Below are 21,302 nucleotides of genomic sequence, written 5' to 3'. Positions count from 1 at the left end.
GGCGGGTCCGGCCGGTGACGGTGTGGTTTCCTTCGCGCGTGGACCTGGGGCGGCGACGAGGACTGGTGGTGCCGCTCTGGTCGGTGCTGCTCGCCGTGCTGCTGCTCGGCCCCGCGCTCGCCCCGGGCTACGTGCTCACCTACGACATGGTCTGGGTGCCCGACCTGGCGCTGCGCTCCGACGCCCTCGGCACGGGCAGCGGGCTGCCGCGTGCGGTGCCCTCGGACGCGGTGGTGGCGGTGCTCGACGACGTCGTGCCGGGGATGGTGCTGCAGAAGCTCGTGCTGCTGGGCTCGCTGGTCGTCGGCGGGCTGGGCGCCGCGCGGCTGGCCCCCCGGGGCAGCCTGCTGGGCGCGCTGGCGGCGGTGACGCTGTGGCAGTGGAACCCCCTGGTGGTCGAGCGGCTGGGCCTGGGGCACTGGCCCGTCCTGCTGGGGTACGCCGCGCTCCCGTGGCTGGTCGGCGCGGCCCGGCGCTGGCGCGAGGAGGGCCGGATGCCCGGCGTGCTGGCTCTGCTGGTCGTCGTCGGCTCGCTGAGCGCGAGCGCCGGGCTGGCCACCGCCGCCGTGCTGCTGGTCCTCGCGACCCGACGGGAGCCGGTGCAGGTGGCCAGGGTGGCGGCGGTGGCGCTGCTGGCCAACGCGCCGTGGCTGGTGGCTGGTCTGCTGCACGCGGGCGCGGCGCTGGGCGACCCCGCCGGGGCCGCGGTCTTCGCGCTGGCCGACGAGGGCGCGCTGCCCGGCCCACTGGCGGCGCTCGGCCTGGGTGGCGCCTGGAACGCCGAGGTCCTGCCGGCCTCCCGCGCCGGGGCCGCGGCCTGGGTCTCGACGGGCGTCCTGGTGCTGCTCGCCGCGGTGGGCTGGCGCGGCTGGTGGCGGCGGGTCGGCACCCGAGAGGCCGGCGGGCTGCTGGTGCTGTGGCTGCTGGGATGGGGCACCGCGGTCGCGACCTGGCTGGCCCCGGGCGCGCTGGGCTGGCTGGCCGCCACCGTGCCGGGCGCCGGGGTGGTCCGGGACGGCGCGCGGGTCCTGGTGCTGTGCGCGCCGCTGCTGGTCCCGGTCGTGGCCCAGGGGGTCGTCGAGGTGCGTGCGTGGGTCGTCCGCGCGTGGCCGGGACGGCTGCCGCTGGCGCCGGGCCTCGTGGTCGGCGCGCTGCTGACCACCTGGCCGGTCACGCTGATGCCCGACGTGGCCGGCGACCTGCGCGCGGTGTCCTACCCGTCGTCGTACGAGCAGGCGCGCGCGGCGGTGGCCGCGGCCGGGCCCGGCGACGTGCTGGTGCTGCCGCTGAGCCCCTTCCGGGCCCCTGCCTGGAACGGCGGACGCACGGTGCTCGACCCCCTGGGGCGCTACCTGGGGCGGGACCACGTGGCCGGCGACGAGCTGGTCGTCTCGGGCGTCGCGGTCGCGGGGGAGGACCCCCGGGCCCGCCGCGCCGCCCAGGCGCTCTCCGCGGCCGACGCGGCCTCCAGGTCCGAGGCACTGGCGGCTTCGGGCATCGGCGTGGTGGTGCGCGACCGCACGGCCCCCGGAGGGCGCGACGACGCGTCGGTCGAGCTGGCCGGGCGCGAGCTGCTGCGCACCCAGGACCTGGTGGTGACCGAGGTGGCGGGGGCCGGGGGACGACGCGCACCCGCGAGCTGGGTGGTGGCGATGGTGGTGGCGTGGGCGGCCTGGCTGGCCCTGCTGGCTGCGGCGGCCGGTCGCGCCTGGCAGAGGGTACGGACCTCTCGTTACCGATGAGTCAAGAAATCGTCACATCGGTGCTACGCGCTGCTACTCTCCAGTCACCTTTGAGGGAGGGTCTTCTGTGTCTGCAATTCTCAGTGGCGGTCTGTCCGCCATCGTCGCCACCGTCACCACCACCGCGGTCGGCGGCGTCGTCGCCGCCGTGACGGTCGTCAGCCTGGTCAACTCCAGCACCGGGACCGAGGGTCCGTCGCCGGCGAACGTCAACCAGCCGGTCGTCCAGTACGGCACCAACGGCTGACCCGGACCACCGGACGGGCCCGCTAGTCGGAGCCGGCCACCCGCCGGCCCGACAGCACCGCCACCAGCACGTCGGCGAACGACTGCTGGGCCCGTGTCCACGTGAAGCGCCGGCTCTGCTCCAGGGCGCCGCGGCCCAGCTGCTCGCGCAGCGCCGCGTCGTCCAGGAGCCGGCCCAACGTGGCCGTGAAGCTCGCCTGGTCGTCGACCAGCACCCCCGAGTGCCCGTCGACCACCGACTCCTGGGTCCCGCCCGCGGAGCGGTAGGCCAGTGTGGGCGTGGTGTGCATGCCGGCCTCGCCGATCACCAGGCCCCAGCCCTCCTTGAGCGAGGGCAGCGCCAGGACCCAGGCCCGCTCGTAGACCTCGTGCTTGTGCTCCTCGTCGACGTGACCTTCGAAGACCACGCTGGCGCCGGCACCGCGCGCCGCGACGTACTCGTGCAGCTCGGCCTCCCACCAGCCCGAGCCCACGACGTGCAGGCGCAGGTCGGGGTGGCGCGCGCGCAGCGCGAGCACGGCGTCGACCGCGTGCTCGACCTGCTTGTGCGGCACCAGCCGCCCCACCACCGCGACCATCGGCGTCGGGCTCTTGCCGGGGTCGACGTGCACGTAGGGGTCGGTGCCGTTGTGCACCACCGCGGTGCGCGCCGGGTCGACGCCGAGCTCGGCGAGCTCGTCGCGGGTCGCGCTCGAGACCGCGACGTACTGCTGGCGTCGGTAGAGCCAGGGCGCCAGCCGGCGCTCGATCCACCAGCCGACCTGGCCCGAGCGGCCCGGGTAGACCACGGGCCACTGCTCGCGGTGCACGTGGTGGACCAGCACCAGCACGGGACGCCTGGTCACCAGGCGCGAGAAGAAGGGCAGACCGTTCTGGACGTCGACCACCACGTCGGGGGCGCCGTGCGGACCGTCGAGGTCACCGCGGCGCAGCGCCCGCATGCCCTGGGCGTAGACGCTGAGCTTGGTGCCGCGGCGCACGAAGCGCACGCCGTCGACGACCTCCTCGGGCGGCGCAGCGGCGTGCGCGGCACAGAAGACGGTGACGGTGCAGCCACGCTCGACGAGGCCGGCCGCCATCTTCTCCAGGTAGCGCTCGGCGCCCCCGCCCTCGGGGTTGGCGGTGTCGCGCCAGCTGAGGAACGCGACGTGGCGACCGGCGAGCGGCCCGGTGTGCTGTTCGTGCATCGGGGGAAGGTACCAGTGGGTAGGGTGCGCGCGTGCCGAGCCCGATGACGTCCCGTCCCCGCTCCCGGGCCTTCCGCGCCACGCTGCGCCGGTCGGTGCGGCTGCTGCGGGAGTTCCGCCACGAGCAGGACGACCCGGCGCGCTTCTACACCGCCCTGGCGCAGGACTCCGCCGCCCAGCTGGCCTCCTACACCGACCTGGAGGGCACGGTCCTGCTCGACGTGGGCGGCGGTCCCGGCTACTTCCGCGACGCCTTCACCGCCGCGGGTGCGACCTACCTGGCACTGGACTCCGACGTCGGCGAGCTGGCCGGCCTGGGCACCATCGCCAACGGCACCGTCGTGGGCAGCGGCATGCAGCTGCCCTTCCGCGACCGCAGCGTCGACGTCTGCTACTCCTCCAACGTGCTCGAGCACGTGCCCGAGCCGTGGACGATGGCCCGCGAGATGGTGCGGGTCACCAGGCCGGGCGGCCTGGTCTTCATCAGCTACACCGTGTGGTTCGGGCCGTGGGGCGGGCACGAGACCGCGCCGTGGCACTACCTCGGTGGCGCCCGGGCCCGACGCCGCTACGCGCGCACCCACGGCCACGAGCCGAAGAACAGGTACGGCGAGTCGCTCTTCGCCGTCACCGTGGGGGCCGGTCTCGACTGGGCGCGGCAGGAGGCCGCCGCCGGCGGCGTGGAGCTGGTCGACCTCAGCCCGCGCTACAACCCCTGGTGGTCGCGTTGGCTGCTGCGGGTGCCGGTGCTGCGCGAGGTCGTGACCTGGAACCTCGTGATCGTGCTGCGCCGGCGATGAGCGAGGCCGCCGCGACCGACGGTGGTCGCCTCGGTCTGCGCGTGCTCGCAGGCTGCGCCCTGCTCGTGGGCCTGGCGTTCGTGCAGGACCCGGGGCTGCTGGCCGCCGACACGAAGTTCGACCTCGTCGCGGCGCCGGGCGACTTCCTGGCTCGCGCGCTGCACCTGTGGGACGGCGAGGGAGCGCTGGGGCAGCTGCAGAACCAGGCCTACGGCTACCTGTGGCCGATGGGCGGCTTCTTCTGGCTCGGCGCGCTCCTGGCCGTGCCCGGCTGGGTGGTGCAACGGCTCTGGTGGGGGCTGGTGCTGGCGGTCGCCTTCGCCGGCACCGCCCGGCTGGCCCGTGCCCTGGGTGTGCGCAGCGACCTGGCGTGCCTGGTCGCGGGCGCGGCGTTCGCCCTCTCCCCGCGGGTGCTGACCACGATGGGCCCGATCTCGAGCGAGACCTGGCCCGTCGCCCTGGTCCCGTGGGTGCTGCTGCCGCTGGTCGTGGGTGCCGAGCGTGGCTCGCCGCGCCGGGCCGCGGCGCTCTCGGCGCTGGCGATCAGCCTGGTCGGGGGAGTCAACGCGGCCGCGTCCTTCGCGGTGATCCCGCTCGGGGCGCTGTGGCTGCTGACCCGCGCGCCCGGGCCGCGGCGGCGCGCGCTGATGCTCTGGTGGCCGGCCTTCACCCTGCTGGGCACGCTGTGGTGGCTGGTCCCGCTGGCGCTGATGGGCTCCTACAGCCCCCCGTTCCTGGACTACATCGAGTCGGCGTCGGTCACCACGTTCCCCACCACGATCGTCGACGCGCTGCGCGGCACGTCGAACTGGGTGCCCTACGTCGAGGGCGGATCGCGGGCGGGACGAGACCTGTTGACGACGTCGTTCCTGGCGCTGAACTCGGCGGTCGTGCTGGTGCTCGGGCTCGCCGGGCTGATGCTGCGAGACCACCCGCACCGGCGCTTCCTGGGCCTGGGCCTGCTCGTCGGGCTGCTGATGGTCACCGCTGGTCACCTGGGTGCGGTGCAGGGCTGGTTCGCCCCGGCCCTGCAGGTGCAGCTCGACGGGGTGCTGTCGCCGCTGCGCAACGTGCACAAGTTCGACCCCGTGCTGCGGCTGCCGCTGGTCATCGGCCTGGCGCTCAGCCTCGACGCGCTGGTGGCATCGGGGCGCCGAGGTGCGGCCCGTGCCGGCGACGCCCGGACCGCCCGCCTGGTGCGCCTGAACACCGCGACGGCGCTGGCCGTCACGGTGGCGGTCGTCGCCGGGGCCGCCGCCCCGGCGCTCGCCGGCCGCGTCGCACCCGCCGGGGCCGTCCTCGAGGTCCCGGGCTACTGGACCGAGACGGCTGCCTGGCTCGAGGACCAGGAGCGCGAGGAGGGTGATGCGACCGCGCTGCTCGTGCCCGGCTCCACCTTCGCGCGCTACCTGTGGGGCGACCCCGACGACGAGCCGATGCAGTGGCTGGCCGGCACCCGGTGGGCGGTGCGCAACGTCGTGCCGCTCGTGCCCCCCGGGAACATCCGGATGCTCGACGGGATCGAGGCACGCCTGGCGCAGGGCCACGGCTCCCCGGGGCTGGCTGCGTCCCTGCGCCGCGCGGGCCTGCGCTACGTCGTGGTGCGCGGCGACCTCGAGCGCGCCGACGACGCGCCCGACCCGGTCCTGGTGCGCCAGGCCCTGCGCGAGAGCCCAGGGGTCGTCCAGGTGGCCGGCTTCGGGCCGCTGCTGGGCGGGGTCGCGCTGCTCGACCAGGACGACGGTGGGCGGGTGCTCGCGGCCGGCGGCTGGCAGAGCGCCTACCAGGCCGTCGAGGTGTGGGCCGTCACGGACGCCGAGCCCGCGGTCGCGGCCGACGTCACTGCCCTGGTCGCGGCGGGCCCCGAGGACCTCGCCGACCTGGTCGACGCCGGCGCGCTCGACGACCGGCCCGTCGTGCTGGCCGCCGACGTGCCCACCGAGCTGCCCGAGCAGCTGGACGACGTCCCCGTCGTGCTGAGCGACGGGCTGCGCGTGCGTGAGCGCTCCTTCGCCCGCATCCACGACGGCAGCTCGGCCGCACTGGTCGAGGGCGACGTGCGGCGCACCGGCAACCCGGTGCGCGACTACCTGCTCGACGAGGGCGACCGGTGGTCCACCACCGCGCGGCTGGTCGGGGCGGCGTCGCTGTCGGCATCCTCCTCGGCCTCCGACGCCGACTCCCTGGGGAGCATCCGGCGGGGGTCCTCGCCGTGGGCGGCCCTCGACGGCGCCGAGGAGTCGGCGTGGCGCTCGGGGCCCGGTCGCGCGGGCACCGCGTGGTGGCGCCTCGACCTCGAGACCCCGCTCGACCCGAGCACCGTGCGGCTCGTCGGCGGCCCCGACGCCGCCGACGACCAGGAGGTGCAGGTGCGCACCGGCGCGGGCACCTCCGACCCGGTCGAGGTCGGGCCCGGCGAGAGCCGCACGGTCCCGCTCGAGGGCGGCCCGACGTCCTACGTCGAGGTGCGCTCGCTCGAGGCGGACCGGACGCTGAGCCTGGCCGAGGTCCGCATCCCCGGCGTGCAGGTGCGCCGTCCGCTGGTCCTGCCGCTGCTGCCCGAGGCGTGGGGTGCCCCGGACGCCGTGGTGCTGCGCGCCGACAAGGACCACCGGAACGGGTGCGTGGAGCTCGGCGACGTCGAGCAGGAGCGCAACGAGGTCCGCTGCGTGCAGCGCCGCGTCGTCGAGCCCGAGGAGGCCGACGGCCTCGACCGGGTGGTGCGCCTGGCCGCCCCGGCCGACTTCTCCGAGGTCGCGCTGCGGGTGCGTCCCCGCGCCGGCGACGCGTTGTCGCGGCTGGTGCTGCAGGGCCGCGCGGTCGGGGTGCAGGCCAGCAGCACGGCTGTGCCGGACCCGCGGGGCTCGGCCCTGGCGGCCCTCGACGGCAACCCCGGCACGACCTGGCTCGCCGACCCGGACGACCCGAGCCCGACCCTGCGGGTCTCGTGGCTCGGCGTCGAGAGGGTGCGCTTCCTGCGCCTGCGCACCGACGCCGACGCCGCCGCGGCCACCCCGACCCGGGTGCGGGTGAGCTGGGGTGCGCAGAGCCTCGAGGTCGACCTCGTCGACGGCCGGGCACGCCTGCCGGGTGTCCGCACCGACACGCTGGACGTCGAGGTGCTCGAGACCGAGGACGTCACCGACCTCGGCTTCGACGGGGTGCCGCACCCGGTCGGCGCCGGCATCGGCGAGCTCCGCCTGGGCGGGGTGCCCTACGAGCCGCTGCGTCTCTCGCTCGACCGGCGTCGCTACGCCTGCGGCACCGGGCCCAACCTGCGCGTCGGAGCGACCACCTGGCGCACCCGCGTCGAGGGGTCCCCGGCGCAGCTGGCGGCGGGCCGCAGCACCGAGGTGGTGCCCTGCGGACCTGGCGCCGGGCCCACGCAGCGGCGGTTGAGCCTGCCCCAGGGCGAGACCACGGTGCGGATGAGCGACACGGCGGCGTTCGCGGTGGAGTCGGTCGTGCTGGGCTCGTTGCCCGAGCCCGCGCCGGGCGCCCTCCTCGACGCCGGCCTCGACCTGGCGCGCTCCCCGGCCGGTCGCGATGTGGGCGAGCCCCCGGGGGACGCGAGGTTGGCCGCGGTGCGGGAGAACACCAACCCCGGCTGGACCGGCGCGCGCGAGGGCGAGGGACTGGTCCCGCTCACGGTCGACGGTTGGCAGCAGGCCTGGCTGCTCCCGCCCGGGTCGGCCGGCCCGCTGGAGCTGCGCTTCGCGCCCGACCGCGCCTACCGCTGGGGCCTGGTGGTCGGGGCGCTGGGCCTGCTGGTGCTGCTGCTCGTGGTCGTCGTGCCGCTGGTGCGCCGCCGCGCGGCCCGCGACGTCGAGCATCCGCCCCTCTCGGCGCGCCAGGCCCGTCCCGCGACGGCGGCGCTCACCGCTGTGCTGGGCGCCGGGCTGCTGGCCGGATGGGCGGGCCTGCTGCTCGCCGTGGTGAGCGTCGGCGTCGTGGTGCTGCTGCGACGCCGTGCGCCCGACTGGGAGCCGTGGCTGCTGGCGCTGCCCGCGTTCGCGGCGGTGGCGGCGTACGCCGCGCGGCCCTGGGGCGACCCGGCCGGCTGGGCCGGGACGCTGGCCTGGCCCGCCTACCTGGTGGTGCTGCCGGTGGCGGCGGTGCTCTTCTCGGCCGGTGCCGCACCGCGGCGGCGCAGGGGATGGACGCTCTTGAGGCGCAGCGCCGGCCGCTCGACGAGGCGGTAGGCCACCTCGGCGGCGACGATGCTGGCCACCAGCGTGAGGGCCCAGATCTGCAGGCCGCGACCGGCGAAGAGCTCCCACCCGGTCGTCCGCATCACCAGGTGCAGCAGCGGCAGGTGCAGGCAGAAGATCCCGTAGGAGACCAGGCCCAGGTGCCGCGCGCCGCGGTTGGTCAGCAGCCGGTCGAAGGTGGTGGCGCCCGCGTCGGGACGGCGCACCCGCAGCACCGCGGGCAGCACCAGCAGAGCGCCCACCGCCGCGTAGAGCAGGTGCTTGGTCAGCGACTGTCCGGCGGTCGGGGCGGCGAGCAGGACCGGCCCGGCCACCGGGGTCGAGGCCACCAGCAGCAGGCCGACCGCCGCGCTCCAGCAGACCCCGGGCTGCGCGGCCAGGCGCGCCAGCAGCGAGACGGGTCGCCCGCCCCGACCACGCACCAGGAGCACCTGGGCCAGGGCCAGCCCGATGCCCGCGGCGAACCAGGTCAGGTAGGCCGGCAGCCACTGCCCGGCGTCGACGTCACGGCCCTCCCCGACGCGCAGCGCGCCGTCGAGGTGCCACCACACGCTGGCCGCCACCATCGCGGCCAGCACCGCCACCGTGCGCCGGACGTCGAGACCGGGTCGGCGCCCGGTCGCCAGGAGCATCAGCAGCGGGAGGAGCAGGTAGAAGTGCACCTCGACCATCAGGCTCCACATGTGGGTCAGGCCCGCCGGGAAGGCGGGGTCGACCATCGAGGAGGACAGCAGCACCGCCGCGGCCCGGTCGCCGGCGCCGAGGGCGGCGTTGGCGTCGATGAACCACAGCGCGGCCAGCACCGCGACCAGGTAGACCGGCACGATGCGCAGGAACCGCTTCCACAGGTAGTGCCCGGTGGCGGGTCGCGCCGAGGCGTCGGCGGCCGCCTGCAGCCACGCCCGCGAGAGCAGGAAGCCGGAGAGCACGAAGAAGAGCGCCACGCCCACGTCGAGACGCGCGAGCAGACGACCGGCGGTGCCGTTGTCGGTGTACTCGCCGCCCCAGAAGGCGGCGTGCGTGGTCAGCACGGCCACGGCACCGACCGCGCGCAGCGCGTCGAGGTGCGGGAACTGCTCGACGACCCGCTCGGGCGGCGGGGTGCTCACAGCGGGTCCCCGGCGACGGCCTCGCCGACCTCGACCACGTCGACGCACAGGGTGGTGCCCGAGCGGAGCCCACCGAGGGTGACCTGGGCGATCTCCGCCTCCACGCGCCAGAACAGCTCGCCGGGGCCCTGGGGCACCGCAGCGCGCGTCGTGGTGTCCTGCACCGTCACCTCCACCGTGTCGTCGCTCGACGCGGCGAAGCCCAGGTGCACCCACCAGGTGCTGTCGAAGGCCGTGCCGTCGAGGTCGATGGTGACGGGGGAGGGGCCGATCCGCCAACCGCAGCCCTCGTCGGGCCCCGGCGCAGCGTCGACGGCGACGTCGATCTCGGCCCGGTGGGCCCGGCCGGCCTCGTCGAGGACGACCAGGTCGTCGGTGACCTCGGGGAAGCGCAGCCCGGGCACCTGCAGCGGCAGCAGCCGCAGCGTCGTGTTGGCCGGGAACTGGTAGCCGGGCACCACCTGGGGCGGCACGACCTGGTCGGCCAGGTCGAGGCTGCCCCGGCCCGCGAGCGTCTCGCGGGCGGTCTGCAGGTAGGCCTCGCCGGGGTTGTCCTGGTGCCAGGTGCGCACGTAGGCCGCCGAGCTCAGCACGCCGCCGAGCAGCACCGCAGTGACCGCCAGCGCCCCGGCGACGCGCGCCGCGGGGCGCGGTGGGGCGGGCAGCCGCTCGAGCAGTGCCGGCCGAGGCGAGCGCGGCTCGCTGGAGCCGACCGCTCCCTCGACCCGGGTGGTGGCCAGCACCAGCGCCAGCAGCGCCACCGGCAGCACGTCGGTGAGGTAGCGGTACTCCAGGCCCACCACCCCGCCGACGACCTGGGCCCGGCTGGTCAGGACCAGCACGTACGCCACGAGGGCGTAGCCGGCCAGCAGCACCCACGCCCGGCCGGTGCGCCGGCGCAGCAGCGCCAGCCCTGCCACGCACGAGACCAGCACCACCCAGGTCAGCGCGACCACCCACCCCGGCGGGTCGGCGTACGACGTCGGGGGGTTGCTGGCCTCCCAGCGCCAGGGCCCGCCGAGCAGGCCCACGGGCAGCGTCGAGCCCAGCATCGACCACGCCAGGTCGTCGCCGACGGCCTCGCCGGTCTGCGACTCGACGAAGACCTGCGGCACCTGGGTCAGGTAGTAGGCGCTGAAGGCGACGCCCACGGTGCCGAGCAGCGCGGCGGCGCGCCAGTGCCCGGCCACCGCGCTGCGGACCCGCCGCCAGGGGCCGCCCTCGGTGAACCAGCCGAGCAGCAGGGCGGCCAGCACCAGCGGGACCAGGACGGCCTTGACGTAGGCCAGCAGCCCCAGGACCACGAGTGCGGCGGTCGCGGCCAGCCAGCGGCCGCGCCCGGTGCGCAGGTGCAGGACCCACGTGGCGACCGCACCCATGAGCACCGCCTGCAGCGGCAGCTGGTTGAGCGCGGCCGCCCACCACATCGTGGCGGGCAGCGCGATGACGGAGGTCTGGTGCAGCGCCAGGAGCACCACGACGCGCCAGCGCGCACCGACCAGCACCAGGAGCATGGCGGCGCAGGCCACCCCGGCGAGCACGTGCAGGGTCAGCGTGGTCGCGGCGGCCGCGGCCCACCGGTCCGGCTCGGCGGTCGAGACCAGCCAGGCCAGGGCGCGTCCCAGCGGCATCAGCTGGGAGTCGAAGGGGTCTAGGAGCTGGCGCGGGGAGCGCGCGCCCAACGCGTCGCGCACCAGGCGGTGGTCGTCGGTGTAGAACCACGAGCCGTGCAGCGCCCAGCCGCGGGACAGCGCCCCGGCCACGAGCACGGCGGCGCAGGCGAGCAGGACCCGGACGCGTGCGGTGGTGGTGGCCTGGGCGGGCTCGGCGGCAGTCAGCGGCACGGCGAGAGTGTGTCACCGGCGCACGGGTTTGTGACGATTGCCACGAAAACGGCTACTCGGCAGTACGCTGCGCTCACACATCGTTCTCTGGGGAGGGAAATTCGTGCGCAAGATTCTAGGACCGGTCCTGCTCGGACTCGGCGGCTTTCTGTTGATCGCCGGTCTGCTGGGGCTCGTCTGGGCACCTGGCGTCGTCGAGAAGACCCCGATCCAGGTCGAGACCATCACCATGCTCGAGGGCCAGGCCGGCAAGCTCGACACCTCGACCGGAGACCTGGTCGACAACCCGATCTTCGCCATCAGCGACACCCGCACCGACACCGAGCTGTCCGACGACGACGCCGTCGCGTGGCTCTCGACCTCGTGCGTGATGATCGACCGCGGGGGCGACCGGGTGTGCGACGAGGACTCCGAGGACCTGATCACGGCCTCCGTCGACATCTTCGCCACCGACCGCGTGACCGCGCTGGCCGACAACGAGACCCTCGACCTGCCCGCCGACGCGGTGCCCCACGACGGCCTGGTCAACAAGTGGCCCTTCGGCGCCGAGCAGGAGACCTACCCCTACTGGGACGGCACCGTCGGCCAGGCCGTCGACGCCGCCTACGACCGCACCGAGTCGATCGAGGGCACCGAGACCTACGTCTACCGTGTCGAGATCGACGAGGCGCCCATCGAGGTCGCCGAGGGCGTGCCGGGCACCTACACGACCGTCAAGGAGATCTTCGTCGAGCCGCAGACCGGCGCGATCCTCAACCAGACCGAGGACCAGCAGCGCTACCTCGCCGACGGCACCCCGGCGCTCGACCTCCAGCTCGCCTTCACCGACGAGCAGGTCGCCCAGGGCGTCGACGACAACGCCGGTGACCGGCAGCTGCTGACCCTGGTCACCACGGTCCTGCCGATCGTCGGGTTCGTCGGGGGCGCGATCTGCCTCGTCGCCGGGCTGCTCCTGCTGCGTGGCCGCTCCAGGACCACGACCCACAGCCGCAAGCAGGACCTCGTCGGCGCCGGTCGCTGACCCGTTCCACCCACCGGCCCTGGTGGTCGACCCGCGTTCAGCGCAGGTCGGCCACCAGGATCGCTGTTCCAGGGGTCAGTCGGCCCCGCACGCCCGACCAGCCGCCCCACACGCGCTCGTGGTGCTCGGGCCACTCGGGCTCGAGCAGGCGTGCCAGCGCGAACCCGGCTCCGGCCAGCAGACCGACCCAGTCGCCCAGCGTGCGGTGGTGCTCGACGTAGCTCACCTCGCCCGTCGCGTCGTCGACCTCGACGTAGGGGGTGCGGTCCCAGTAGGACTGCGAGGCCACGAGGCCGGCCTCGCCGGGGTCGTCGGGGAACATCCACCGGGTCGGGTGGGTGATGGAGAAGGCGAAGCGCCCGCCCGGTCGCAGCACCCGGGCGGTCTCGCTCACGGCCTCGTCGATGTCGGCGACGAACTGCAGCGCCCCGAACGAGCTGAACACCACGTCGAAGGAGTCGTCGCGGAAGGGCAGCGCCGTGGCGGTGGCCAGGACCGAGGGCACGGCCACGTCGGTGGCAGCGTCGATGCGGCGTGAGTGCTGCAGCTGGCGGTGCGACAGGTCGAGCCCGAAGGAGCGTCCGCCCGCCGCCCGTACCCAGCGCGAGCACTGACCGGCCCCGGAGCCGACCTCGAGCACGTCGCGGCCCTCGAGGTCGCCCAGCACCCCGGCCTCGGCCTCCGTGAGGCCCTCGGGGCCCCACACGAAGCCGACGTCGCCGAGGAACTCGCCGTGGGTGGCCTGGTAGTCGTCGGCGTAGCGGTCCCAGTCGGGCCCGTTGGCGCGGCGCGACTCCGCCTCGTCGACCGCGCGTCGTTCGGCACGCACCGGCGCCTGCGGCGGGTGGTCGCGGGAGTCGGGGGTGACCGGGGGACGACCCGGCGGCTGGACGGTCACGGGCCGAGCGGGGTCGGCTTGCGCCGCGACATCGGGAAGCGGCCGGCGAGGTCGCCGAGCGGGCCGACGGCACGGCCGAGCGCGTCGGCGGACGACGACAGCGTCGGGACCACCTCGGCCAGCTCGGCGAGCCGCGGCTGGATCGCCTCCAGGGTGGCGCCGAGCTGGACCAGCTGGTCGAGGGTGCCTCCCTCGTCGAGCAGCTTCTCGATGAACGAGTCGTCGGTGAGCAGCCGGTCGGCCAGCCCACCGGGCCGCAGCACCCGGTCCAGGACGCCGTCGGCGGCCACCACCCGCTCGAGGGCGCCGTCCTCGGCGAGCAGCCGGTCGAGGGAGCCCCCCGGCGCCAGCAGCCGGTCGACCGGTCCGCCCTCGACGAGCAGCCGGTCGACGACGCCGTCCCGCGCCAGCATCCGCCCCAGCGGGCGGTCGGGGGCCATCAGCTCGTTGACGGCCCCGGCCAGCCGCATCGGCCCGTGCTCGTCGGTCAGCAGGTCGGTGAGCTGCTGGGCGTAGCCCCGCTCGCCGATCACTCGCAGCAGCAGGTCGGCGTACCCGCCCTGGCGGCGCAGCGGCCCCTCGGGCGAGGCCAGGACGCCCAGGGCGAGCGTGGTGCGGGTCGCGGCGACGCTGACGCGCCACGGCAGGAGCGCGGCCTCGCGGAGCGCCGGCGGCAGGGGGAGCAGCATGGGTCAACCGTACGGTCACGCGCGCCCCCGTGGGTGTCGACGTGGCAGCATCCGGGCCGTGGACACCCCAGAGTCGAGCCCCGCCCCGGACTTCGCCTCGCTTCGTCCCCTCGAGGGAGGCTGGTCGGGGGAGACGTTCGTGGCAGAGGCCGGCGGTGAGCGCACGGTGGTGCGGATCTACGCGGGACGGCGCGGCCCCGAGGCGCCCGCCGTCGATGCCGCCGTGCTCGCGCTCGCCGCCGGCGTGGTGCCGGGGGTGCCTCCCGTCCTCGAGGTGCGCCGGGCCGACCCCGACCAGGGGCTGCCCGGGCTCCTGGTGACCGGCTTCCTGCCCGGGGAGCGGGGCGACCTGCTGCTCCCGCGCCTCGACGACGCGGGGGCCGCGGCCGCCGGCGAGGCGCTGGGACGGGTGCTGGCCGCGCTGGCCGGCGCGGCGCTGCCCCGCGGGGGAGCATTCGTCGACGCCGCGCTGACGATCGGCCCGCACCCGGCGCCGTACGACGTCGACGGGCTGGACGAGCTGGTCGAGGTGATGGTGCAGACGCCCGGGTCGCGGCTGCCCGACCTCGGCCTGTCGGCGCTGGACACCCTGGCCGGCCTGGCCCGCGAGGCGCAGGACCTGCTCGACGAGGTGCCGCAGCACTGCCTGGTGCACAGCGACCTGAACCCCAAGAACCTGCTGCTGCGCCGGCACGAGGGCGCCGAGCCCCGCGTCGAGGTCACCGGGGTGCTCGACTGGGAGTTCGCCCACGCCGGCCACCCGTTCACCGACCTGGGCAACCTGCTGCGCTTCGACCGGCGACCGGCCTTCCACGACGCCGTGCTGGCGACGTACGCCGACCTGCGCGGCCTCGACGTCCGGCGGGCGCTCGACCTGGCCCGGGCCGCCGACCTGCCGGCGCTGGTCGAGCTGGCCTCACGTGCGGGCGCGAACCCGGTGTGCGACCGCGCCGCGGTGCGGCTGCGTGCCATCATCGCGAGTGGTGACCTGCACGCGACCGAGGACTGAGCTGCTCGGCGCCCTGCCGCGCGGGTGCCCGCCTGGTTGGACGGGCGTGTGACGCGCGGCGTACGCTGTTGCAGCGCCTGGAGTCTGCCTGCGTCCCATACGGAGCGGACCTGGCTCATCGCCTGTCCTGACCTCGTCGGTCGGGGTCGCCGCAGCCGCACCGCATCATGGGTGCCGCCGCGTCGACGGTGGTGGAAGAGGACCCCTCGCGCACGTCCGCACGATTCCTGACCACGTGAAGGTTCCACTTCCCTTATGACGAGCACCATCTCCACTCTTCCTGACTACGACGCGCCGCAGATCGCGATCAACGACATCGGGTCGGAAGAGGACTTCCTCGCCGCGATCGACGCGACCATCAAGTACTTCAACGACGGCGACATCGTCGACGGCACCATCGTCAAGGTGGACCGCGACGAGGTCCTGCTGGACATCGGCTACAAGACCGAGGGCGTCATCCCCTCGCGCGAGCTGTCGATCAAGCACGACGTCGACCCCAACGAGGTCGTCGCCGTCGGCGACAAGGTCGAGGCCCTCGTCCTCCAGAAGGAGGACAAGGAAGGCCGTCTGATCCTGTCCAAGAAGCGCGCGCAGTACGAGCGGGCCTGGGGCACCATCGAGCAGGTCAAGGAGGAGGACGGCGTCGTCGAGGGCACCGTCATCGAGGTCGTCAAGGGCGGCCTCATCCTCGACATCGGCCTGCGCGGCTTCCTGCCCGCCTCGCTGGTGGAAATGCGCCGCGTCCGCGACCTGCAGCCCTACGTGGGCCAGACGCTCGAGGCGAAGATCATCGAGCTCGACAAGAACCGCAACAACGTGGTCCTGTCCCGTCGCGCCTGGCTCGAGCAGACCCAGTCCGAGGTCCGCCACGGCTTCCTCACCCAGCTGCAGAAGGGCCAGATCCGCAAGGGTGTCGTGTCCTCGATCGTCAACTTCGGTGCCTTCGTGGACCTCGGTGGCGTCGACGGCCTCGTGCACGTCTCGGAGCTGTCCTGGAAGCACATCGACCACCCCTCCGAGGTCGTGGCCGTGGGCGACGAGGTCACCGTCGAGGTCCTCGACGTCGACATGGACCGCGAGCGGGTCTCGCTGTCGCTCAAGGCGACGCAGGAGGACCCCTGGCAGCACTTCGCCCGCACCCACCAGATCGGTCAGATCGTGCCCGGCAAGGTCACCAAGCTGGTGCCCTTCGGCTCGTTCGTCCGCGTCGAGGAGGGCATCGAGGGCCTGGTGCACATCTCCGAGCTCGCCGAGCGTCACGTCGAGATCCCCGAGCAGGTCGTCCAGGTCAACGACGACGTCATGGTCAAGATCATCGACATCGACCTCGAGCGTCGCCGGATCTCGCTGTCGCTCAAGCAGGCCAACGAGACCGCCGCCGCGTCGGACGTCGAGGAGTTCGACCCGACGCTGTACGGCATGACCGCGACCTACGACGAGCAGGGCAACTACGTCTACCCCGAGGGCTTCGACCCCGAGACGGGCGAGTGGCTCGAGGGCTTCGACGACCAGCGCGCTGTCTGGGAGGAGCAGTACGCCAAGGCGCACGCTCGCTGGGAGGCCCACGTCAAGCAGCAGGCCGAGGCCAAGGTGGCCGAGGTCGAGGCCGGCGAGGCCACCTCGTACTCCAGCGGTGGCAGCACCAGCACCGACGAGGTCGAGGGTGTCGAGACCGACGGCGGCTCGCTCGCCTCGGACGAGGCGCTGCAGGCGCTGCGTGAGAAGCTCACCGGCGGCGGCAACTGACCCGGCTGAGACCCAGCCGGTCGGCGCCACGCTGACCTGACGACGAGGGGCCCGGGACCCCGAGGGGGCCCGGGCCCCGAGAGGTGACCGGGCCCTCGTTGCGTCCGCGGCGCGGGCTCAGTGGTACCAGGAGCCGGAGTGGTCGAAGGGCTCGTCCGGGTGGCTGCGCGGCGGGCGGTAGTCGGTGTGGAAGAAGGGGTCGTCGGCGTCGATGACCTCGAGGAGCGCCAGTGCGACGCCCGTGACCAGCAGGACCAGGGTGATGAAGAAGAGTAGTTCGCTCATGGCAGCAATCATGCGCCTGCGTTGATCCTGCCAACAGTGGCAGAGATGTCAGGTGTCGACGTTTTCCTGCCATCCGTGACACACTGGGACGATGTTCAGCAACGTCGCCGTCCTCGTCTACGACGGGGTCGCGCCCTTCGAGCTCGGCGTCGTCTGCGAGGCGTTCGGGGTCGACCGGCGAGACGACGGCGTGCCCCTGGTCGACTTCGCCGTGTGTGCGCCGCGACCAGGACAGGTCGCGACGGACGCCGGCTTCTCGATCCTGGTCGAGCACGGGCTGGACCGGCTGGAGCAGGCCGACCTCGTCTGCGTCCCGGCGATGCCGCGCACGCCCGGCCTGCCGGAGGGCGTCGCCGGAGCGCTGCAGCGCGTGGTAGCTCGCGGCGCGCGCGTGCTCTCGGTCTGCTCGGGGGCCTTCACGCTCGGGGAGGCAGGGCTCCTCGACGGCCGCGCCTGCACCACGCACTGGCGACACACGGCCGAGCTCGCCGAGCGGTTCCCGCTGGCGCAGGTGGTGCCCGAGGTCCTGTACGTCGACGCCGGCCAGGTCGTGACCGGCGCCGGCACCGCGGCCGGCATCGACGCCTGCCTGCACCTGTGGCGCCAGGAGCACGGTTCCCGGGTCGCCGGAGCGGTCGCCAGGAGGATGGTGGTGGCCCCGCAGCGCGACGGGGGACAGGCGCAGTTCATCGCGCGGGCCGTGCCCGACTGCGATGCCGAGACGCTGGGCCCGCTGCTGACGTGGATCGTGGAGCACCTCGACGAGGAGCTGGGTGTCGATGCCCTCGCGCGCCGGGCGTTGATGTCGCCGCGGACGTTCGCACGGCGCTTCCGCGAGGAGACCGGCACCACCCCGCACAGCTGGGTGACCCACCAGCGGGTGGCCGCCGCGGAGGAGCTGCTCGAGCGCAGCGACCTGGGCGTCGAGCAGATCGCCGCCAGGCTCGGCTTCGGCAACGCGGCGACCTTGCGCCAGCAGTTCAGCCGGGTGCGGGGGATCAGTCCCCAGCAGTACCGGCGCCAGTTCGCCTGCTGAGGCCGTGACGCCTCACAGCACCAGGTCGAGGGCGAACGGGCCGATCGTGACGGTGAAGACCGTGATGAGGACGACGCCGAGCACGTTGAGCACGGCCCCGCCGCGCGCCATGTCGGCGATGCGCACCGCACCGGTGCCGAAGACGATGGCGTTGGGCGGGGTGCCGACCGGCAGCATGAACGCGCAGGTCGCCGCGAGCGCGGCCGGGATCAGCAGGGTCACCGGGTCGACACCGAGGCCGGCGGCGACGCCGCCGAGCACGGGGATGAAGGTCGCGGCGGTCGCGGTGTTGCTGGTGACCTCGGTCAGCAGCAGCACCAGCGCGACGACGGCGGCGAGCAGCAGGACGATCGGCAGCGCGCCCAGAGCGCCCACCTGCTCGCCGAACCAGGCGTCGAGCCCGGTGGCGGCCACGGCGCCGGCGAGGCTGAGGCCGCCGCCGAACAGGAGCAGCACGCCCCACGGGAGACCGCGCTCGGCGTCCTGCCACTCCAGGGTCATCCGGCCGCGGTCGTCGCCGGGGATCAGGAACATCACCAGGCCGGCGGTGATGGCGATCGCGGTGTCGTCGAAGCCGTCGAGCCAGGGGGCCCGCTCGCCGAGGTCGCCGATGCTGGCCAGCACACCGGGCACGACCCAGAAGAAGGCCGCGGTGGCGAAGACCGCCAGCACCACCTTCTCGCCCTGGCTGGCCGGGCCGAGGTCGTCGATCTGGGAGTCGATCAGCTCGCGCCCACCAGGGATCGAGTCGAGCCGGAAGCGGAAGATCACCCGGGTCACCAGCAGCCAGGCGAGGGCCAGGAAGACCACCACGAGGGGGAGGCCGAGCATCATCCACTCCGCGAAGCCGACGTCGCGGCCGAGCTCGGTGGACAGGTAGCCGGCCACGATCGCGTTGGGCGGCGAGCCCAGCAGGGTGCCGAGACCGCCGATGGAGGCCGCCCAGGCGACCGAGAGCAGCAGGGCGACGCCGAAGAGCCGCACGTCGGGGTCGTCGATGACCTCGTGGAGGCTCTCGCGCCCGCCGAGGCGCTCGGTGAGCTCGGCCTCGTCGGTGCTCTGCCGGCTGCCGGCGCTGTTCTCGACGACCAGTGCCAGCACCGACAGGGCGATGGGCAGCATCATCAGCGTCGTGGCGGTGTTGGAGACCCACATGGACAAGAAGGCCGTCGCGATCATCATCCCGAGGATGATCCGGCGCGGGTGGGTGCCGACGCGGCGCAGCGTGAGCAGGGCGATGCGCCGGTGCAGGTCCCACTTCTGCATGGCGATCGCGATCAGGAATCCTCCGAGGAAGAGGAAGACGATGGGGTCGGCGTACGGCGCCGTCGCGTCGGGGACGGCGACGCCGTCGGTCAGCGCGGGCAGCAGCGCGATGGGCAGCAGGGCCGTGGCCGCCAGAGGGAGGGCCTCGGTCATCCACCAGGTGGCCATCAGGGCGCCCACTGCGGCGACGACGCGCCCGTCCTGGGAGAGGTCGGCGCCACCCAGGGCCAGGTAGACCGCGGCGGCGATGACGACGCCGAGCACCCGCACCCCCCACGTGTGCCGTGCCGAGCGGGTGGGCCCGCCCTCGTGCTGCGGCGGCGCCGCCTGGTCCGTGCTGGTCATGGTGCCTCCCGAGAGAGACCGGCCCTGGACGTGTCAGCCGATCTGCTTCACCTCACACCTGCGCGATCGGGTCGGGCTCACCCCTGACGGTGGGGTGCGAGCTGGTCGCGGCGTACCTTGCCGGTCGCGGTGCGGGGCAGGTCGGGCACGTGGGTCCAGGTCTTGGGCCGCTTGGGCGGAGCGAGGTGCTGGCGGGCCCAGGCGTCGAGCTGCTCGTCGGTCGCCGCGCCCACGACCGCCGCGCAGACCCGCTGGCCCCAGTCGGGGTCGGGGACGGCGAAGACCGCCACGTCGTCGACCGCGGGGTGCTCGCGCAGGGCGTGCTCGACCTCGAGCGGGTAGACGTTGACGCCGCCGGTGATGATCAGGTCGGTGCGGCGCCCGTCGAGGTAGAGGTAGCCGTCGTCGTCGAGGCGGCCGACGTCGTTGACGGTGAAGGCCGGACCGTCCGGCGTCTCGCGCCAGGCGGCGGCGGTCTTGTCGGGTGCGCCGTGGTACTCGAAGCGGGCGTGCTCGGGCACGGTGCACCAGATGGTGCCGTCGTCGTCGACGTGCAGGCGGCGCCCGGGTCGCGCCCGTCCGACGGTGCCGGGGCGCTCGAGCCACTCCTCGCTGCGGCAGGCGGTGAACTGGCCCTCGGTGGAGCCGTAGAACTCCCAGGTGGAGCGGGGAGGGAAGGTCTCGAGGAGGCGTCGCTTGGTGGACAGGGGACAGGGCGCGCCGGCGTGCGCGACGAGGCGGAAGCTGCTCAGGTCGGGGATGCCGACCTCGTCCCAGTGCGCGAAGAGACGCTGCAGGTGCGTCGGCACGCAGAACATGGTCGTGGGCCGCTCGGTCTCGATCGCCCGGGTGGTCCGCCCGACGTCGAACGGACCGGGCACGACCACCCGGCCGCCGGCCAGCACCGTGCCCATGGCGAACCGGAGCGGCGCGGAGTGGTAGAGCGGGCTGAGGACGAGGTTGACGTCGGTGGCGGCGAAGCCCCACAGGTCGCGCTCCTCGGCGACCAGCGCTGCCGCGTCGGCGGGGGAGAGCAGTCCGCTGCTCACGCCCTTGGGGGTGCCGGTGGTGCCGCTGGTGACGTGCATCGGGCGGGCGCGCGGCATCCACCCGCTCAGCGGGCCCTCGAGGCGGACGTCGTCGAGCAGCGCCGCCAGTGCCTCCTCGTCGGTGACCACGAGGGCGGGGTCGAGGCCGCTGAGGATGCGCTCCCGCTCGTACGCCGTCAGCCGCGGGTCGAGGGGCACCGGCAGGACGCCGCGGGTCAGCAGCGCCATCACCGCCTCGAGGAGCAGCAGCGAGCCGGGCACCAGCAGGGCGACGCGCGAGCCCTCGGGCAGCGGGGTGGGCATGGGCCGATGGTAGGTGGGGACGTCCGGCCGGCGGCGGGCGGTTCAGCGCCTGCGGCGCTCGCGGGCGCGCAGCTCCCAGCCGCGGAGGGGGTGGTGGGTGAGGTGCCATCGGGGGTCGTGGGCGCGGTGGTGGTGCCAGGAGCAGAGTGGGATGGCTTCGAGGTCGGTGTCGCCGTGGTGTGACCAGGGGGTCAGGTGGTGGATCTCGGACCAGGCGAACGGTCTTTCACAGGTCCCGATCGCACACGTGTCGTGGACCAGAGCCAGTGCTTTTCGTTGATGGTGGCTATGGAGCCTTCGAGTCCTGCCGAGGTCGAGCGGGACGGACGTGGAGTTGAGGACGGCGGGGACGAGTCCTGCCTCGCACGCCAGGCGGCGCAGGTCGCCGGCGGCGGTGCGGATGCCGGTGTCGAGCTTGGCGGTGCCGGTCTCGTCGGGTCCGTGCCAGTCGGGCCAGTCGGCGGGGTCGAGCTTCCCGGCCTGGGTGAGGTCGTGGGTGAGGTCCTCGGCGGTCAT

General features: G+C 74.3%; 16 protein-coding genes and 1 pseudogene. 8 read left to right on the top strand and 9 right to left on the bottom strand.

The genetic code is table 11. The features are described from left to right. Window positions 1-38 precede the first annotated feature (38 nt). Together ABKW28_RS04650 and ABKW28_RS04645 are read left to right on the top strand one after the other, a co-directional pair. The gene (locus ABKW28_RS04650; protein WP_348606711.1) at window positions 39-1,742 is read left to right on the top strand and encodes a hypothetical protein; all 1,704 of its coding nucleotides are present in this window, start codon (window positions 39-41) and stop codon (window positions 1,740-1,742) included. A 67-nt stretch (window positions 1,743-1,809) separates the two neighbouring features. Next, window positions 1,810-1,989, top strand: a complete 180-nt coding sequence (locus ABKW28_RS04645; RefSeq protein ID WP_193670275.1) for a hypothetical protein — start codon at window positions 1,810-1,812, stop codon at window positions 1,987-1,989. A gap of 22 nt (window positions 1,990-2,011) precedes the next feature. Here ABKW28_RS04645 and ABKW28_RS04640 read toward each other — a convergent pair whose 3' ends face one another. Beyond that, entirely contained in the window at window positions 2,012-3,175 is a 1,164-nt protein-coding gene (locus ABKW28_RS04640; RefSeq protein ID WP_193670276.1) for a glycosyltransferase family 4 protein, read from the bottom strand. A 32-nt stretch (window positions 3,176-3,207) separates the two neighbouring features. On the opposite strand from ABKW28_RS04640, the gene ABKW28_RS04635 reads away from it, so the two are divergent. Continuing rightward, a complete protein-coding gene (locus tag ABKW28_RS04635) occupies window positions 3,208-3,975 on the top strand; it encodes a class I SAM-dependent methyltransferase (RefSeq protein WP_348606710.1) in 768 nt (255 codons plus the stop codon). After that, the gene (locus ABKW28_RS04630; RefSeq protein WP_348606708.1) at window positions 3,972-8,177 is read left to right on the top strand and encodes an alpha-(1->3)-arabinofuranosyltransferase family protein; all 4,206 of its coding nucleotides are present in this window, start codon (window positions 3,972-3,974) and stop codon (window positions 8,175-8,177) included. Before ABKW28_RS04635 ends, ABKW28_RS04630 begins: the two co-directional genes overlap by 4 nt. Here the strand turns inward: ABKW28_RS04630 and ABKW28_RS04625 are convergent. Beyond that, the gene (locus ABKW28_RS04625) at window positions 8,063-9,295 is read right to left on the bottom strand and encodes an acyltransferase (RefSeq protein WP_193670278.1); all 1,233 of its coding nucleotides are present in this window, start codon (window positions 9,293-9,295) and stop codon (window positions 8,063-8,065) included. The two genes, ABKW28_RS04630 and ABKW28_RS04625, sit on opposite strands and share 115 nt — an antisense overlap. Further along, complete coding sequence (locus tag ABKW28_RS04620; RefSeq protein WP_348606706.1) at window positions 9,292-11,139, bottom strand: hypothetical protein; 1,848 nt, start codon at window positions 11,137-11,139, stop codon at window positions 9,292-9,294. The genes ABKW28_RS04625 and ABKW28_RS04620 overlap by 4 nt, the downstream gene beginning before the upstream one ends. 103 nt (window positions 11,140-11,242) lie before the next feature. Here ABKW28_RS04620 and ABKW28_RS04615 point away from each other — a divergent pair, with 103 nt between their 5' ends. Beyond that, the gene (locus ABKW28_RS04615; protein WP_193670280.1) at window positions 11,243-12,160 is read left to right on the top strand and encodes a DUF3068 domain-containing protein; all 918 of its coding nucleotides are present in this window, start codon (window positions 11,243-11,245) and stop codon (window positions 12,158-12,160) included. Window positions 12,161-12,197: 37 nt separating this feature from the next. Here ABKW28_RS04615 and ABKW28_RS04610 read toward each other — a convergent pair whose 3' ends face one another. Together ABKW28_RS04610 and ABKW28_RS04605 are read right to left on the bottom strand one after the other, a co-directional pair. Beyond that, on the bottom strand, window positions 12,198-13,058 hold the full coding sequence (locus ABKW28_RS04610) for a class I SAM-dependent methyltransferase (protein WP_307823117.1): 861 nt from the start codon (window positions 13,056-13,058) through the stop codon (window positions 12,198-12,200). Beyond that, a complete protein-coding gene (locus tag ABKW28_RS04605) occupies window positions 13,055-13,747 on the bottom strand; it encodes a hypothetical protein (RefSeq protein ID WP_348606704.1) in 693 nt (230 codons plus the stop codon). Before ABKW28_RS04605 ends, ABKW28_RS04610 begins: the two co-directional genes overlap by 4 nt. A gap of 58 nt (window positions 13,748-13,805) precedes the next feature. Here ABKW28_RS04605 and ABKW28_RS04600 point away from each other — a divergent pair, with 58 nt between their 5' ends. Both ABKW28_RS04600 and rpsA read left to right on the top strand, forming a co-directional pair. Next, a complete protein-coding gene (locus ABKW28_RS04600) occupies window positions 13,806-14,756 on the top strand; it encodes an aminoglycoside phosphotransferase family protein (RefSeq protein WP_348606702.1) in 951 nt (316 codons plus the stop codon). 255 nt (window positions 14,757-15,011) lie between these two features. Next, window positions 15,012-16,502: a 30S ribosomal protein S1 gene (gene rpsA, locus ABKW28_RS04595; RefSeq protein ID WP_193670283.1), complete on the top strand. Its 1,491-nt coding sequence runs from the start codon at window positions 15,012-15,014 to the stop codon at window positions 16,500-16,502. A 117-nt stretch (window positions 16,503-16,619) separates the two neighbouring features. On the opposite strand, the gene ABKW28_RS04590 is transcribed toward rpsA, so the two are convergent. Next, complete coding sequence (locus tag ABKW28_RS04590; protein WP_193670284.1) at window positions 16,620-16,787, bottom strand: hypothetical protein; 168 nt, start codon at window positions 16,785-16,787, stop codon at window positions 16,620-16,622. Between the two features lie 91 nt (window positions 16,788-16,878). On the opposite strand from ABKW28_RS04590, the gene ABKW28_RS04585 reads away from it, so the two are divergent. After that, entirely contained in the window at window positions 16,879-17,823 is a 945-nt protein-coding gene (locus ABKW28_RS04585; protein ID WP_348606700.1) for a helix-turn-helix domain-containing protein, read from the top strand. A gap of 12 nt (window positions 17,824-17,835) precedes the next feature. Here ABKW28_RS04585 and ABKW28_RS04580 read toward each other — a convergent pair whose 3' ends face one another. The 3 genes and pseudogenes from ABKW28_RS04580 to ABKW28_RS04570 all read right to left on the bottom strand — a co-directional run. Further along, a complete protein-coding gene (locus ABKW28_RS04580; RefSeq protein WP_348606695.1) occupies window positions 17,836-19,434 on the bottom strand; it encodes an SLC13 family permease in 1,599 nt (532 codons plus the stop codon). A 77-nt stretch (window positions 19,435-19,511) separates the two neighbouring features. Continuing rightward, the gene (locus ABKW28_RS04575) at window positions 19,512-20,786 is read right to left on the bottom strand and encodes an AMP-binding protein (RefSeq protein WP_348606694.1); all 1,275 of its coding nucleotides are present in this window, start codon (window positions 20,784-20,786) and stop codon (window positions 19,512-19,514) included. Between the two features lie 42 nt (window positions 20,787-20,828). Further along, a pseudogene (locus ABKW28_RS04570) lies at window positions 20,829-21,302 on the bottom strand (hypothetical protein); the annotation flags it as partial.

Origin of the sequence: Nocardioides sp. 31GB23 (genome assembly GCF_040012395.1) — a bacterium.
Taxonomy (GTDB): Bacteria; Actinomycetota; Actinomycetes; order Propionibacteriales; family Nocardioidaceae; genus Nocardioides; species Nocardioides salarius.
This window is presented reverse-complemented; position numbering and strand designations above follow the sequence as displayed.